This is a genomic window from Pseudomonas sp. KBW05 (assembly GCF_003852405.1).
In the GTDB taxonomy this organism is placed as follows: Bacteria; Pseudomonadota; Gammaproteobacteria; order Pseudomonadales; family Pseudomonadaceae; genus Aquipseudomonas.
Window position 1 is genome coordinate 270,900 of record NZ_QAJM01000014.1, and the last position, 16,049, is coordinate 286,948.

A 16,049-nucleotide genomic window follows, 5' to 3' on the forward strand; every position below is an offset into this window, starting at 1 on the left:
TTACCCCTCGCCTTTTTCACCCTCCTCAGCAGTAGGGTTTTATTCTCTATGATCAAATCTTTGCGTCCATTGCTCCTTGCCGGTCTTCTCCTGCCACTGGCCTTCTCTGCCACCGCCGCCACCGTCAACAACACCCTGCCGCCGAACGTCCAGCAGGCACTGACAAAAGCCAAACTGCAAAACAACGCACTGTCCCTGGTGATGATCCCCCTGAACGGCCCGGGCACGCCGACCGTCTTCAACGCTGATGTCTCGGTCAACCCGGCCTCCACCATGAAGCTGGTCACCACCTACGCGGCCCTGGAGATGCTTGGCCCCAACCACCAGTGGAAAACCGAGTTCTACACCGACGGCACCCTCAGCGGTGGCGTGTTGCACGGCAACCTGTACCTCAAGGGCGGCGGCGACCCCAAGCTGAACATGGAAAAACTCTGGCTGCTGATGCGCGACCTGCGCGCCAACGGCGTGCAGCAAGTCACCGGCGACCTGGTGCTGGACCGTGCCTTCTTCAAACAACCGCTATTGCCCGAGTTCAATGACGACGGCAACGACGAGAACAAGCCCTTCCTGGTCAAGCCCGACGCCCTGCTGGTCAACCTCAAGGCCCTGCGCTTCGTGACCCGCAATGACTCGGGCCGGGTCATCGTGTCGGTCGAGCCGCCGATTGCCAGTATCCGTATCGACAACCAGGTCAAGGTGTCCAACACCAAGCAGTGCACCGGCGACGTGCGCTACAACCCGGTCACCGCCGCCGATGGCAGCGTGACGGTCACCGTCAGCGGCCAACTGGCCGATGGCTGCAGCTCGCAGACTTATCTGTCGCTGCTCGACCACGCCACCTACACCGCCGGCGCCGTGCGCGCGATCTGGCAGGAACTGGGCGGCAGCATCCAGGGCCGCGATATCCAGGCACCGGTCCCCAAGGACGCCAAGGTCCTGGCCCGCGCGTTCTCGCCGGACCTGGCGGAAATCATCCGCGACATCAACAAATACAGTAACAACACCATGGCCCAGCAATTGTTCCTGAGCCTGGGCGCACAGTTTCGCAACGATGCCGACGGCGACGACGCCAAGGCGGGCCAGCGCGTCGTGCGCCAGTGGCTGGCGAAAAAAGGCATTACCGCGCCACACCTGGTGATGGAAAACGGCTCCGGCCTGTCCCGCGCCGAACGGGTCAGCGCCCGGGAAATGGCCGCGATGCTGCAAGCCGCGTGGAAAAGCCCGTATGCGGCTGAATACATCAGCTCGCTGCCGATTGCCGGCACCGACGGCACCATGCGCAAACGCCTGAAGACCACCGCCATGCGCGGCGAGGCCCACGTCAAGACCGGCACCTTGAACACCGTGCGCGCCATCGCCGGGTTCAGCCGCGATAACAACGGCAACACCTGGGCGGTGGTGGCAATCCTCAACGATCCGAAGCCGTGGGGCGCTTCGTCGGTGCTGGATCAGGTGCTGCTGGACCTGTATCGCCAGCCGAAGCTTGCCGCTGCCGTACCAGTGCTCTAACACTTTTTGTGGGAGCGGGCTTGTGTGGGAGCGGGCTTGCTCGCGAATGCGGTGGGTCAGCCAACTTATCAGATGACTGATACACCGCTTTCGCGAGCAAGCCCGCTCCCACATGGGGTACTGCGTCAGCCTTCAGGCCCGTATCCGCTCCGCTTCTACCCGATCCCGCCCCGCCTGCTTGGCCACATACACCGCCGAGTCCGCACGTAGCAGCAACCCATCGATCCCTTCATCAACACGCCAACTGGCCACGCCAAAGCTGGCGGTGACAATACCGACCGGCTCCATCGGCTCGCTGCGCAACGATTGCCACAGCTCCATCGCCAGGCTGTAGGCCTGCTCGCCATCGGTGTTGGGGCACAGCACCATGAACTCTTCCCCACCCAGGCGACAGAACACGTCGGTACGCCGCAGGCGCACGCTGATGCGCTTGCACAACTCCTGCAACACACCGTCGCCCACGCCATGCCCGTGCTGGTCGTTGATCCGCTTGAAGTGGTCGATATCCAGCATGATCAGCGACAGCGCCCCCGACACCCGGTTGAGCCGCACCATCTCGGCCTTGAGGCGATCCTGGAAATACCGACGGTTATGAATCCCCGTCAGAGAATCGGTAATCGACAAGGCGCGCAGCTCTTCCTCAACCCGTTTCAAATCGGAAATATCCGACACATAGCCATGCCACAACGTACCGCCTCCCGGTAACTCTTCCGGCGTCGCCTCGCCGCGAATCCAACGCACGCCCCGGTGCGGCAACTGCACGCGGTATTCTTCACGCCAATGGCTCAATTGCAGCGCCGACAAGCGAATCGAAGCCCGCACCCGCTCGATGTCCAGTGGATGAATACGGTCCAGCGCCTTGCTGGCGTCCTGTTGCAGCATCCCCGGTTCGATCTCATAGATATCGCGTATGCCATCGCTGGCGTAGATAAAGCGCCAGTTGTCCTTGGGCTCAAGGGTGAACTGGAAGATCCCGCCGGGGACATGGGCGCTGAGTTTTTTCAGCAGGCGATCCCGTGCCGCCAAGGCTTCGTAGGCACGTTTTTGTTCGGTGACGTCCAGGTAAATCGCCAAGTGCCCAACCCACAAGCCATGGTCATCCAACAACACCGTGGCCAACATATTCACCGTCAACTGGCTGCCATCCTGGCGTTTCAAGGTCCACTCGCGGGCCTCATGCTGGTGGTCGGGGCTTTCTACCAGCATTGCCTGGCTCGGCGGAATGCGCTTGCCCATGATCTGGCTCAGGCTGGCGGCGCGCGCCTCCAACTCAGGTGCCAGATGCAGGCTTTCCAGGGTCAAGCGGCCCAGCACTTCATCGGACTTGAACCCCAGCATCTGCTCGGCGCCGGCATTGAACGTATTGATCACGCCGCGCAGGTCAGTGGCAATGATCGCCACCTGGGTCGCCGCGTTCAGCACGCTGCGCAACTGTCCATGGGCGCCGCGTAACTCAAGCTCGCGCAGGCGCAATTGCTCGGTGCGTTGTTCGACCAGCTTCAACGCGCGTTGGCGCTGGCTGACCAGCACGTACAACAACGCGCTGAGCAGCAGGCTGAGCAGGCCGCCCATGGTCAGGATCGTGTTCATCGAGGAGTGGTTGGCCTGGTCGAACACCTGGCTCGCTTGCAGGCTCAGGGCGTAGACATGATCGCCCAGGGTCAACCGGCGCGCGGCGGCCAGGTCGCTGCTGCCCGGCGTGTTGCTCGACGCGTACAGCACGCGCTTCTGGGTATCGGAGGTGTCGATGATCTGCATCACCAGATTGTCGCGGTTTGGCTTGGGCAACCCATCGGCCACCAACTGCCGCATGCTGATCACGGCCATCACAAAGCCATAGGCCTCGGATTGGGATTGCTGGCTGTCCGGCAGTTTGCTGACGGGTGCTACCAGCAACACGCCGGCAGCATAGGACGGTTCCACCCCCACCAGTTGCATGGGTTGCGACACCGCCATCTTGCCGGTCTTCAGCGCACGTTCAAGGGTTGAACGGCGCAGTGGCTGGGCCAGCAAATCAAAGCCCAAAGGCGAACCGAGCAGGCTCTGGGTCTGGCTGTAGAGCACCGGCACGTACTCATCACGCAGGGGCGCAGGGGTCAGCTCACCCGTGGCGTCCAGCTCGCGAATGACGAAGGGCTTGCCGAGTTGGCGTGACACCGTCTGCTCAAACGCGTCGCGCTGATCGCGAAACACCCGCGGCGCCCAGGAATAGGCACGGGCGCGCAGCAGCAGGGGTTGGGCGAAACCATCGAATTCGTCACGGGATACGTCGCCTGAATTGACGAAAAAACGCCGCAGGCTACCCAGGCGTTGCTCCTGGTCCTCAAAGCGCTCTTGCAGGCGACTGTAGCGTTCATTGACCAGCAACTGAAAGCGCTGGCGCACCTGTTGCTGATAGAGGTTGGACGCCGCCCACGCAACGATCAGCGTCAGCGCAGCCCCCGCCAATAACACCACCAATGCCACCAGCCAAGCCGATGCCTGCTCACTGATAAAACCAAGGATTTTCGGGCGAACGGCTTGCAACGGCATAGGCAACACTCACAACGCCAGCGTGCGGGGGGGTGTCACTTTGGCTAGGCGTTAAGTTATAGCCATAGGGCCTGGGTTTGACCAGCGTAATAACGGTAATTACAGCAAGCTTATGTGGCGAGGGAGCTTGCTCCCGCTGGGGTGCGAAGCGGCCCCAATATCTGGGGACTGCTGCGCAGTCCAGCGGGAGCAAGCTCCCTCGCCACAACAAGCTCTCGTCTACAAGGGACGATCAGCGCGCGGTGATTTTCCACGCCCGGTGGATCTTCGCGTTACGCGCGAAATCCGGGTCGATGGTCTTGTCGCTGATTTCCTCGACCGCGTAACGCTCGCTGAGGTTGTCCTCCAGCGCGAACTTGCGGAAGTTGTTCGAGAAATACAGCACGCCGCCCGGTGCCAGGCGGGCCATGGCCAGGTCGAGCAACTGCACGTGGTCGCGCTGCACGTCGAAGATGCCTTCCATGCGCTTGGAGTTGGAGAAAGTCGGCGGGTCGATGAAGATCAGGTCGAACTCGTCGCGGCTGGCTTCCAGCCATGCCATCACATCACCCTGCTCCAGACGGTTCTTGTCGGAGAAACCGTTGAGGGAGAAGTTGCGACGCGCCCAGTCCAGGTAAGTCTTCGACAAATCGACGCTGGTGGTGCTGCGCGCGCCGCCCTTGGCTGCATGCACGCTCGCGGTAGCGGTGTAGCAATACAGGTTGAGGAAACGCTTGCCCGCCGCTTCTTTCTGGATGCGCATGCGCATCGGGCGGTGGTCGAGGAACAGGCCGGTGTCGAGGTAGTCGGTGAGGTTGACCAGCAGCTTCACGCCGCCTTCGCTGACTTCGGTGAACTTGCCCTGGGCGCTCTGGCGCTCGTACTGCTTGGTGCCGCTCTGACGCTCGCGGCGCTTGACGACGACGCGGCTCTTGTCGATGTTCAGCGCCTGGGGAATCGCGGCCAGGGCGTCGAACATGCGCGCGGAGGCCTTTTCCGGGTCGATGGACTTCGGCGCGGCGTATTCCTGAACGTGGACCCAATCGTGGTACAGGTCGATGGCCATGGAGTATTCCGGCATGTCGGCGTCGTACACGCGGTAGCAATCCACGCCTTCACGTTTGGCCCACTTGCCCAGCAACTTGAGGTTCTTTTGCAGGCGGTTGGCGAACATCTGCCCGCCTTCGCTCAGGCGCGCCTGCTCAACCACCGGCGCCGGGGCCGGCTTGATCGGGTTGCCGTTCTTGTTGTACTGGCGCTCTTGTGGCTCAACCGGCGCTTGATCGTAAGCGGCTTGCTCGCGTTCGGCCTGGCGCTGCTCCGGGGTGCGGCGCTCGCCGGTGACAAACTGGTCCGGGTTGACCTTGATCAGCAGCAATTTGCACGGCAACGCGCCGTTCCAGAACGAATATTGCTTGTGGCTGCGGATGCCCATGCGCTTGCCCAGGTCCGGTGCGCCGGTGAACACCGCCGCTTCCCAGCCCATGCACGCCTGGCGCAGACGCTCGCCGAGGTTCTGGTAGAGGTACAACAGGCTGGCTTCGTCACCCAAACGCTCGCCGTACGGCGGGTTGCAGATGACCAGGCCTTTCTGGTTCTGGTCCGGGCGCGGCTCGAAGGTACCGACTTCGCCCTGGTAGACCTTGATCCAATGGCTCAGGCCGGCACGCTCGATGTTGTTGCGTGCAGGCTGAATCAGGCGCGGGTCGGCTTCATAGCCACGCACCCACAACGGCGGCTTGTTCATGCCGATAGCGGCACGTTCCGACGCCTCGGTGTGAAGCTTCTTCCACAGCGCCGGGACGTGACCGAGCCAGGTGGTGAAACCCCACAGCTCACGGTTCAGGTTGGGCGCCATGTCGGCAGCGATCATCGCGCCTTCCACCAGGAAGGTGCCCACGCCACACATCGGGTCAGTCAGCGCGCCACCTTCGGCAGCAATGCGCGGCCAGCCGGCACGGATCAGGATCGCGGCGGCCAGGTTTTCCTTCAACGGCGCGGCGCCCTGCTGCAGGCGGTAGCCACGCTGGTGCAGGCTGTGGCCGGAAAGGTCGAGGGACAGGATCGCCTCGCCACGGTCCAGGCGCAGGTGAATGCGCAGGTCCGGGTTGATCTTGTCGATGGACGGACGTTCGCCGGTCGGGGTGCGCAGCTTGTCGACAATCGCATCCTTGACCTTCAGCGCGCCGAAGTGGGTGTTGTCGATGCCCGAACCATGGCCACTGAATTCCACGGCCAGGGTGCCGTCCGGGACCATATGGTCGGCCCATTCGATATCCAGCACGCCGTGGTAGAGGTCTTCGGCGTCCTTCATCGGGAAGCGCTTGAGTACCAGCAACACGCGGTTGGCGAGGCGCGACCAGAGGCACAGGCGGTAGGCGGTTTCCATGTCGGCCATGCCGCGCACGGCCGAGGTGTGCTCGCGGGCTTCCTCAAGGCCAAGCCCGACGGCTTCCTCGATCAGCAGGCCTTCGAGGCCCTTGGGGCAGGTGAGGAAGAGTTCAAAACGGTCCGACATGGGGCATTCCAGGCTTTTCAGCAATAAATGAACGGGCGACGCATCGCCGGCTCGGTTTTCAATCAAGCACTTTTCTTGAAGAGTGCTCGCGTGGCACGAATGTGCCGTCCCACCCCGCCTGCCGGGCCTTTAGGCCGTGGTTGACGGGGCAGATAGATAATGTGGCGTAACAAAAGGAAATATTCCGACCCTTCGTCGAATAGTAACCGACTGCAACGGGCGGACATTCTCACTAAAGGATTAAACCCATCCTCTTTGCAGGGTGCATCATAGCTGGCTTTGCTAGGTAAATGGGGCGAAAAGCCATCCCAGCTTATGGCTATAGCATCGTTATCGTTACGTGCTTATGACAAAACGATCATTGAATCCATGTGACCTATTGGTTAGAACTCAACACAGGTTGGCGCCGTAACGACGCCGACACATAGGCTCGCCACGCCGGCAGCGAGCCCACCAACGGCAGAAAAACTCTGCCCGGCCCCAGACGAGGCCGAAGGATATCAAGACAGTCAACAAGTGAGGGAAACACCCTATGAGAAGACTTAAGCGTGATCCGTTGGAAAGAGCATTTTTACGCGGATATCAATATGGCGTTCATGGCAAATCCCGTGAGCTTTGCCCATTTACTCTACCGTCGGTACGCCAAGCCTGGATCAACGGCTGGCGAGAAGGACGCGGCGACAACTGGGACGGTATGACTGGCACTGCGGGAATCCACAGACTCAACGAACTTCACGCCGTCGGCTAATAAGGGCATTCAATTCCGACATACACTGTTGAAGATGTAATGACTTAACCACGCACGTCCTATCCGGGCGGCGGGCTTCGGCCCAGGGGGCTCCTTTATGGAGCCCTTTTTATTGGCTGGAGAATACTGTGGGAGCGGGCTTGCTCGCGAAGGCGACCTGTCAGCCAACACTGCTACAACAGACCCACCGCCATCGCAGGCAAGCCAGCTCCCACAGTTTGATCGGTGTGAACCTGAACTGGCGTGTGAACCCAATCCCCTGTGGGAGCGGGCTTGCCCGCTCCCACAGTTAATGCATCAGCGCAGTGCCGCGATCGCATCCACCGCCTGGCGAATCAACGCCGGGCCCTTGTAGATAAAGCCGGAGTACAACTGCACCAGGCTGGCGCCAGCGGCGATCTTCTCGGCGGCGTGCTGGCCTTCGGTGATGCCACCGGCAGCGATGATCGGCAAGCGCCCGGCCAGTTCGGCTGCCAGCACCTTGACGATATGGGTGCTCTGCTCACGCACCGGCGCGCCCGACAGGCCGCCCGCTTCGTCGCCATGGGCGAGGCCTTCGACGCCAACACGGCTGAGGGTTGTATTGGTCGCGATCACTGCGTCCATGCCCGAGTCCACCAGGGCCTGGGCCACCAGCACCGTCTCTTCGTCGCTCATGTCCGGGGCAATCTTGATCGCCAACGGCACACGTTTGCCATGGCGCACGGCCAGGTCTTCCTGGCGCTGGCGCAAGGCTTCGAGCAATTGCTTGAGGGAGTCGCCGAACTGCAGGCTGCGCAGCCCCGGGGTGTTGGGCGAGCTGACGTTGACGGTGACGTAACTGGCGTGGGCGTAGACCTTGTCCAGGCAGATCAGGTAGTCATCCACCGCACGCTCCACCGGCGTGTCGAAGTTCTTGCCGATATTGATGCCGAGGATGCCTTTGTACTTCGCCGCCTGAACCCGCGACAGCAAGTGATCCACGCCCAGGTTGTTGAAGCCCATGCGGTTGATGATCGCTTCAGCTTCCGGCAGGCGGAAGATACGCGGCTTGGGGTTGCCCGGCTGTGGGCGCGGGGTCACGGTGCCGATCTCGACAAAACCGAAACCCAGCTGCGCAAAACCATCGATGGCCGCACCGTTCTTGTCCAGGCCAGCCGCCAGCCCGACCGGGTTGGGGAAGTCGAGCCCCATCACCGATACCGGCATTTTTGCCGGTGCCTTGCATACCAGGCCATTGAGCCCCAGGCGGCCACCGGCACCGATCAGGTCCAGGGACAGATCGTGGGAGGTTTCCGGGGAAAGTTTGAACAACAGCTGGCGGGCCAGGGTATACATGGGCGGGCTAGACTCGGATGGCGGCGAAAGGTGGCGACGATTATAGCCGGGGTGGCGGGCTGCATGCGAGGCGTGCCGCCAATCGTCATTGGCGATTGGCTACCAGCTCTTCGTAGCGTGCCCAGATCTTTTGCGCATATTGCATGCGCAAGGCGTCACGTTTGGGGCCTGCCCCCCCACCGACGTTATAGGAGCCGACGGCAGTCCAGTTGTAACCAAAGCGCTGGATGAACTCGGTAAGAATCGACGCTGCCACCTCCACCGAGAGACAGGGCTCGCTCAACAACCGCTCTTCCGTGATGCCCAGCTTCAGCAGACGGGGCAGATGAATGCTGTTGATCTGCATCAAGCCGATATCCCGCGTGCCATTGCGGTTAGCGTTATTGATGGCCTGCGCGCGGTAACCCGACTCGACAGCAGCGATGGCCTGCAGTAACTCCGGCTCAAGGTCATAACGGCTGGCCACTTCGTCCCAGCAGTAGGCCAGTGCCGGGCTGCTGCCCATCAACAGACTCAAAAGCAGGCCTTTCCTCCAGGCTTTAAACATTGTTGACCTGACCACAAGCCGCACACACATGCGCTACCGGCCTAGCATCAGCACTTCCCACCTGCACCGGACAAGTAAACCGATACCCCCTGCCATAGATCGTCTTGATAAACCCCTTGTCGGCCTTCAAGTACTTGCGTAACGAGTAGATGCAGCGCGTCAGCGACTCCTCGGCCACCTCGCCTCTGGGCCATGCGAGTTCCAGCAAGCGGTCCTTGGTCATCAGCGTGCCACCCGAACCCAGCAGCAACCGCAGCACCTGGCCCTCCTTGGGTGGCAATTGAACGTCTGTCCCGCCCCCGGTCAACCGGCCATCGCCATGTAAGGTCCAGTGGGCAAAAACGAGGGACGTCGCTGACCTGTCAATCACGACCGCCATACGCACCTCTGTATTCAACTACTGACATTGAAATCCTTATTTCCTGTATTGGCTCACCCGCAAACATCGCGACTATAAGAAACAGTCCTACACCTGGCCCTAGGGAAAAACCCATTCATCCGGCGTTTTTCGCAGCTACTCAGTAGGACAATTCTTCATCCGGCCCTACCGGGCGACCCAATCGTGATAAACCTCGTGCAACTCGACCCCCAACCGATCCTCCAATTGCACCAACTCGCCCAAAGCCATTAACTGACCATTGACCCGCACCTCCACACAGCGAATGACGTCAGGTGTCAGCGGTAACACCTTCCCTACTGCAAACGCCGCCAGACGCTTGCGACTGATCAGTTGCTCTTGCAGAAGTATTTCCAGGTGCATGGACAAGCGCCCTATTCATGGAGAAATTTCGCGACCCCGTGGCATGTACGCGCGATGCACACGCTCATGCTGCTCCGCCGTCAAGGGTGATGGTCCGGGAGGGGCGGTCAGAGTCTTGAGTTCATTCTGATCGGTGCCTACCTGCCACAACGAGACCTCATCCGGCGGGGTGAGCACATCCAGCTCCGCGACCCACTGCTTGATGAGACTCACCTGATCGGGCTTGCCCCGGATCAGCAGGCTGTTGGTGTCTGGATAAGCAATGAACGTTAGGCTGCCTTCTGCCAGTTGAGCTTTGTGCTCGCTGGACAACCGGGCTTCGATCATTGAAGCCATCCCAGGCACGGAAATCGTGTCCGTACCCACGCCATAATGACGATCAGCCACATCGACATTGAACACCTGCACCACGCCTACGGAGGGCAACACCACACGCGGCGGGGCAGGCGGCCGATCCATCAGTTTCGCCAGGCGCAGCACTTGATCGACATAGCTTGGCGGCCCCGTGACGGAGAACATGCGCTCCGCGCTTTTACGCAAGGGATAGCTGGACTCGTCCAGCCCCGTACGACGCATCTGCCCCCGCAGCCTGTCGACGGAAATGTGCCGCAGCGCAACTGCCGAGTTCCTCACCTCATCGGCTTCGTAGAGGTACAGGACTTGCCCATCGCGATGCCAGATCAGGCCCTCCTGCAGGGCCAGTACCTCCAGGACCTGTTGCGGCGCGTCAAAATCAAACAGCCCACTGACATGCAGGCGAGCGACTTTGCGGCTGAGGACAATCGACAAGCCCAATGGCACCGAGAGCGCGGTAAAAAACCGCTGCAGGTTCTCTTCCTGCGCCCGGTAGGGCTCGCCCCTCGCCGCACAGGTGCCCAGCGATAACGCAGCGCACAACAACCAGCTGCACAGCCGCTGGTGGGTCATCCTTGCAGGGAACACACTATTCACCTTGGTTTTCTCGGCAGCCTGGCGTGACGAAGCGGCCATACTGAGAGCCCGCCAGTTTTCAATCTTGACGGAAAACTGACGGCACGCGTCCACACCCTGGCCATGGCATGTGCATTGCTACACACACTCATCAGAGCGCGCGCCAACGAAGGCACGGGCCTACGGACAAAGGCGTCGTTACCCTGCAATGGCCTCTAGCGCCATCCGAGGGAACGACGTTTTTTTTTGAGAGAAAAGGCAGGCATTGATGAACGAACCGGCAGATAACCGCCCGAGAAAAGACCCACTGGCTTGGGTCAACGGCAGTGACGCGCCGGAAAAGAGCAGTCTCGACCTGGGCTTCATGGCCCTGAGTGATTGCGCCTCGCTGGTAGTTGCCGCCACCCAGGGCTTCGCCCAACCCTACGGCCTGACACTCAACCTCAAGCGTCAGGCGTCATGGGCCAACCTGCGCGACAAACTGGTCAGCGGCGAACTGGACGCCGCCCACAGCCTGTACGGGCTGATCTATGCCGTGCACCTGGGCATCGGCGGCGTAGCGCCCACCGACATGGCGGTACTGATGGGGCTCAACCAGAACGGCCAGAGCATCAACCTGTCCCACGGCCTGCAACAGCAGGGCGTGGTCACTCCTGAGGCACTGGATCACCATGTGCACCAAAGCCGCACAAAACTGACTTTCGCCCAGACGTTTCCCACCGGCACCCACGCCATGTGGCTGTATTACTGGCTGGCGAGCCAAGGCATCCACCCGCTGCAGGACGTCAACAGCGTGGTGGTACCGCCGCCGCAAATGGTCGCGCACCTGCAAGCCGGGCGTATCGATGGTTTTTGTGTCGGCGAACCCTGGTGTGCCAGCGCCGTGCAGCAAAATCAGGGCTTTACCCTGGCCACCACCCAGGCGATCTGGCCAGACCACCCGGAGAAAGTCCTCGGCTGCACCCAGGCGTTTGTCGAGCAATACCCCAACACCGCCCGCGTGCTGGTGATGGCCATCCTTGAAGCCAGCCGCTTTATCGAACAGAGCCAGGAGAACCGCCGCTCCACCGCCCAACTGCTGAGCGCCCGCGACTACCTCGACGCGCCGCTCGACTGCATTGAGCCGCGCCTGTTGGGCAGCTACGACGACGGCCTCGGCAACCAATGGCAAGACCCCCACGCCCTGCGGTTTTTTGCCGATGGCGAGGTGAACCTGCCGTATCTCTCGGACGGCATGTGGTTCATGACCCAATTCCGTCGCTGGGGCCTGCTGCGCGAAGACCCGGATTACCTGGGGGTTGCCCGCCAGGTGCAGCAATTGACGCTGTACCGCGAGGCCGCCAGCGCCGTCGGCGTTCCCCCGATCGCCCAGGACATGCGCAGCAGCCAACTGATCGACGGCAAGATCTGGGATGGCCGCGACCCCGCCGCCTATGCGCGCAGCTTCCGTCTGCACGCGATGAACGATCCCACCAGCCGCCAGGCCTTGCGCTGACAGGAAGACCGATATGCTGCGAATCCTGTTGATCAATGACACGCCGCGCAAAGTCGGGCGGCTTAAGGCTGCGCTGATCGAGGCCGGTTTCGAGGTGATCGATGAGTCCGGCCTGACCATCGACCTGCCCGCGCGCGTCGAAACGGTGCGCCCGGATGTGATCCTGATCGATACCGAGTCACCCGGGCGCGACGTGATGGAGCAAGTGGTGCTGGTCAGTCGCGACCAGCCCCGGCCCATCGTGATGTTTACCGACGAGCATGACCCGAATGTAATGCGCCAGGCGATCAAGTCCGGCGTCAGCGCCTACATCGTCGAAGGCATCCAGGCCCAGCGCCTGCAACCTATCCTCGACGTGGCCATGGCGCGCTTCGAGAGCGACCAGGCCCTGCGCGCCCAGCTGCAGGCCCGTGACCAGCAGTTGGCCGAGCGCAAGCGCATCGAACTGGCCAAGGGCATGCTGATGAAAATGAAGGACTGCAATGAGGAAGAGGCCTACACGCTGATGCGCCGCCAGGCCATGAGCCGCCAGCAGAAACTGATCCAGGTGGCAGAGCAGATTATCGCCATGAGCGAGTTGCTCGGCTGATCTGGCTCAGCTCTTGCTAAAGGATCCCTACAGGTAACCAACGGCGGTTGCCCCTCCACGACAAAGACGTCGCACATCCGGTTTGCCCCTCGCGAACCCGGTGGCGGCGTTTTTGCGTTTTGGCCCCAGAGCATGGGGCCGGTGGGGCGGCCTTCGCCGGCGGCTCCATCACCAGGCCTTCTTACAAGACTCCCAACCGTTGAGGTGCGTGATGAAATCAAGCTTCTGGAAATCCGGGCACACCCCGACCCTGTTTGCCGCGTTCCTGTATTTCGATTTGAGCTTCATGGTTTGGTATTTGTTGGGCCCGCTGGCGATCCAGATTGCCGCCGACCTGCACCTGACCACGCAACAACGCGGCCTGATGGTCGCGACGCCGATCCTCGCCGGTGCGGTGCTGCGTTTTGTGATGGGCATGCTGGCCGACAGGCTGTCGCCCAAGACCGCCGGGCTGATCGGCCAGGTAATCGTGATCGTCGCGTTGTTCGGCGCCTGGAAACTCGGGATTCACAGCTACGAACAAGCCTTGCTGCTGGGTGTGTTCCTCGGCATGGCCGGCGCGTCGTTTGCAGTCGCCTTGCCACTGGCGTCCCAGTGGTACCCCGCGGAACACCAGGGTAAAGCTATGGGCATCGCCGGTGCGGGTAACTCCGGCACCGTGTTTGCGGCGTTGCTGGCGCCGGTGCTGGCGGCAGCGTTTGGCTGGAGCAATGTATTCGGTTTTGCCCTGATTCCCTTGATCCTGACCCTGATCGTCTTCGCCTGGCTCGCGCGCAACGCCCCGGAACGGCCAAAAGCCAAAGCCATGGCCGACTACTTCAAGGCCCTGGGAGACCGCGACAGTTGGTGGTTCATGTTTTTCTACAGCGTGACCTTCGGCGGTTTTATCGGCCTGGCCAGCGCCCTGCCCGGCTACTTCAACGACCAGTACGGCCTGAGCCCGGTGACGGCCGGCTACTACACCGCCGCCTGTGTGTTCGGCGGCAGCCTGATGCGCCCATTGGGCGGCGCCCTGGCCGATCGTTTCGGTGGGATTCGCACCCTGCTCGGCATGTACGGCGTGGCGGCGGTCTGCATTGCCGCAGTAGGCTTCAACCTGCCGAGTTCCTACGCGGCCCTGGCGCTTTTCGTCTGCACCATGCTCGGCCTCGGCGCAGGCAATGGCGCAGTGTTCCAATTGGTGCCGCAACGTTTCCGCCGTGAAATCGGGGTGATGACGGGTTTGATCGGCATGGCCGGCGGTATCGGCGGCTTTGCCCTCGCGGCGGGCATGGGCGCGATCAAACAGAGTACCGGCAGCTATCAATTGGCCCTGTGGCTGTTCGCCAGTCTCGGCGTGCTGGCCTGGTTCGGCCTGCACGGCGTGAAACGTCGCTGGCGCACCACCTGGGGCGCGGCCGCCGTGACGGCCGCGCGCGTCTGATGAGCCTGCGACTGAGCATCGCCCAGGCCAGCGCCATCGGCCCAAGGCCGGAAAACCAGGATGCGCTGCGAGTGGTCACGCCTGTGGCCGAACTGGCCGCGAGCAAAGGCTACCTGTGCGCGCTGGCCGACGGCGTGAGCCAATGCGCCGACGGCGGCCTGGCCGCCCGTTCGACCTTGCAGGCGCTGGCACTCGACTACTACGCCACGCCGCAGACCTGGGGCGTGGCCCAGGCGCTGGAACGCTTGCTGCTCGCGCAGAATCGCTGGCTGCAGGCCAATGGCGGCGGCCAGCCATTGCTGACCACGCTGAGCGCCTTGGTGTTTCGTGGCCAGCGTTTCACCCTGGCCCATGTCGGCGATTGCCGGGTGTATCGCTGGCTGGACGGAGAGTTGCAACGCATCAGCGAAGACCATGTGTGGGAACAACCGGGCATGCAGCATGTGCTCAAGCGCGCCCTCGGCCTGGATCAACACCTGGTGCTGGATTTTCTCGACGGCGAACTGCGTGAAGGCGAGTACTTCCTGCTGGTCAGCGACGGTGTGTGGGCCACCTTGGGCGACAACAGCATCAGCACGATCCTGCACGAGCAAAGCGACCTCGACCTGGCGGTCAACACCTTGGTCAACGCCGCGCACCTGGCCGGCAGCCAGGACAACGCCAGCGCCTTGCTGGTGCGTATCGACACCCTCGGCGCCGCGACCCTGGGCGATGCGCTGGTGCAATTGCAGCAATGGCCGCTGCCGCCGCCGTTAAAAGCCGGACAATGCTTTGAAGGCTGGCAGGTCGAAGGCGTGCTGGCACATAGCCGACAGTCATTGCTATACCGGGTACGTGACGCCCATCAGCAGCCATGGTTGCTGAAAACCCTGCCCCTCAACCGCGACGACGACAACGATGCCGGGCAGGCCTTGCTGTCGGAGGAATGGTTCCTGCGCCGCGTAGCCGGGCGCGCGTTTCCTGAGGTCCACGCCGCCAGCGCGCGCCAGCATTTGTACTATGTGATGCGTGAATATCCGGGGCGAACCCTCGCGCAACTGTTCCAGCAGCAAGGTCCATTGCCCCTGGCACAATGGCTGTCCATCGCCGAGCGGTTGGTGCGGGCGGTGGGCATGCTGCATCGGCGGCAGATCCTGCATCGCGATATCAAACCGGAGAATCTGCTGCTGGGTGACGACGGCGAATTGCGCGTGCTGGATTTCGGCCTGGCCTACTGCCCAGGCCTCTCGGAAGATCGCGCCCACTTGCTGCCCGGCACCCCGAGCTTTATCGCCCCCGAGGCTTTTGCTGGCGGGCATCCTACGGCTCAACAGGATTTATACAGCGCTGGCGTAACGCTGTATTACCTGCTGACCGGGCATTATCCCTACGGTGAGATCGAAGCCTTTCAACGGCCGCGCTTCACCCAGGCCGTCAGCGCCAGCCGCTACCGTCCCGACCTGCCCGAGTGGCTGCCCCTCAGCCTGGAACGGGCGGTGGCCGCCCAACCCGCGCAACGCTATGAAACAGCCGAAGAATGGCTACGGGCTCTGGAGCAGGCCGACCGCCGCGAATTGAGCGTGCGCCCAAGGCCGCTGTTGGAGCGCGAACCGCTCAAGGTCTGGCAAACCCTGGCGGCCGTATCTTTGCTGCTCAATCTGGTGCTGCTTTACTGGCTGCTGCACCACTAGAGGGCGAAAAGCTCTGCAGCATCGAGCGCAAG

Annotated in this window: 13 protein-coding genes; 6 read left to right on the top strand and 7 right to left on the bottom strand. The window is 62.0% G+C overall.

Going from position 1 to position 16,049, the window contains the following annotated elements:
- Window positions 1-48: 48 nt before the first annotated feature.
- Window positions 49-1,509 carry a D-alanyl-D-alanine carboxypeptidase/D-alanyl-D-alanine-endopeptidase gene (gene dacB / locus DBR46_RS13815; RefSeq protein ID WP_124526638.1) on the top strand — a complete coding sequence of 487 codons (1,461 nt, stop codon included), beginning with the start codon at window positions 49-51 and terminating at the stop codon, window positions 1,507-1,509.
- A 132-nt stretch (window positions 1,510-1,641) separates the two neighbouring features.
- Here dacB and DBR46_RS13820 read toward each other — a convergent pair whose 3' ends face one another.
- Window positions 1,642-4,041 carry a GGDEF domain-containing protein gene (locus DBR46_RS13820; protein WP_124526639.1) on the bottom strand — a complete coding sequence of 800 codons (2,400 nt, stop codon included), beginning with the start codon at window positions 4,039-4,041 and terminating at the stop codon, window positions 1,642-1,644.
- Window positions 4,042-4,273: 232 nt separating this feature from the next.
- Window positions 4,274-6,538 carry a bifunctional 23S rRNA (guanine(2069)-N(7))-methyltransferase RlmK/23S rRNA (guanine(2445)-N(2))-methyltransferase RlmL gene (gene rlmKL, locus DBR46_RS13825; RefSeq protein ID WP_124526640.1) on the bottom strand — a complete coding sequence of 755 codons (2,265 nt, stop codon included), beginning with the start codon at window positions 6,536-6,538 and terminating at the stop codon, window positions 4,274-4,276.
- A 532-nt stretch (window positions 6,539-7,070) separates the two neighbouring features.
- On the opposite strand from rlmKL, the gene DBR46_RS13830 reads away from it, so the two are divergent.
- Window positions 7,071-7,286 carry a ribosome modulation factor gene (locus DBR46_RS13830; RefSeq protein WP_002553055.1) on the top strand — a complete coding sequence of 72 codons (216 nt, stop codon included), beginning with the start codon at window positions 7,071-7,073 and terminating at the stop codon, window positions 7,284-7,286.
- Window positions 7,287-7,583: 297 nt separating this feature from the next.
- Here DBR46_RS13830 and DBR46_RS13835 read toward each other — a convergent pair whose 3' ends face one another.
- The 5 genes from DBR46_RS13835 to DBR46_RS13855 all read right to left on the bottom strand — a co-directional run bounded on the left by DBR46_RS13835 (window position 7,584) and on the right by DBR46_RS13855 (window position 10,900).
- Entirely contained in the window at window positions 7,584-8,603 is a 1,020-nt protein-coding gene (locus DBR46_RS13835) for a quinone-dependent dihydroorotate dehydrogenase (RefSeq protein ID WP_124526641.1), read from the bottom strand.
- Between the two features lie 85 nt (window positions 8,604-8,688).
- The gene (locus DBR46_RS13840; protein WP_124526642.1) at window positions 8,689-9,150 is read right to left on the bottom strand and encodes a transglycosylase SLT domain-containing protein; all 462 of its coding nucleotides are present in this window, start codon (window positions 9,148-9,150) and stop codon (window positions 8,689-8,691) included.
- Window positions 9,143-9,529, bottom strand: a complete 387-nt coding sequence (locus tag DBR46_RS13845) for a winged helix-turn-helix domain-containing protein (protein ID WP_124526643.1) — start codon at window positions 9,527-9,529, stop codon at window positions 9,143-9,145. The genes DBR46_RS13840 and DBR46_RS13845 overlap by 8 nt, the downstream gene beginning before the upstream one ends.
- Before the next feature lie 165 nt (window positions 9,530-9,694).
- Window positions 9,695-9,910, bottom strand: coding sequence for a FliM/FliN family flagellar motor switch protein (locus DBR46_RS13850; RefSeq protein ID WP_124526644.1), 216 nt, complete (start codon window positions 9,908-9,910; stop codon window positions 9,695-9,697).
- 15 nt (window positions 9,911-9,925) lie between these two features.
- Complete coding sequence (locus DBR46_RS13855) at window positions 9,926-10,900, bottom strand: secretin N-terminal domain-containing protein (protein ID WP_256659296.1); 975 nt, start codon at window positions 10,898-10,900, stop codon at window positions 9,926-9,928.
- 208 nt (window positions 10,901-11,108) lie between these two features.
- On the opposite strand from DBR46_RS13855, the gene DBR46_RS13860 reads away from it, so the two are divergent.
- From DBR46_RS13860 to DBR46_RS13875, 4 genes are all read left to right on the top strand, one after another.
- A complete protein-coding gene (locus tag DBR46_RS13860) occupies window positions 11,109-12,335 on the top strand; it encodes a CmpA/NrtA family ABC transporter substrate-binding protein (RefSeq protein WP_124526645.1) in 1,227 nt (408 codons plus the stop codon).
- Window positions 12,336-12,348: 13 nt separating this feature from the next.
- On the top strand, window positions 12,349-12,924 hold the full coding sequence (locus DBR46_RS13865) for an ANTAR domain-containing response regulator (RefSeq protein WP_124526646.1): 576 nt from the start codon (window positions 12,349-12,351) through the stop codon (window positions 12,922-12,924).
- A 211-nt stretch (window positions 12,925-13,135) separates the two neighbouring features.
- The gene (locus DBR46_RS13870) at window positions 13,136-14,347 is read left to right on the top strand and encodes a NarK/NasA family nitrate transporter (protein ID WP_124526647.1); all 1,212 of its coding nucleotides are present in this window, start codon (window positions 13,136-13,138) and stop codon (window positions 14,345-14,347) included.
- A complete protein-coding gene (locus DBR46_RS13875) occupies window positions 14,347-16,017 on the top strand; it encodes a bifunctional protein-serine/threonine kinase/phosphatase (protein WP_124526648.1) in 1,671 nt (556 codons plus the stop codon). Before DBR46_RS13870 ends, DBR46_RS13875 begins: the two co-directional genes overlap by 1 nt.
- Window positions 16,018-16,049 lie beyond the last annotated feature (32 nt).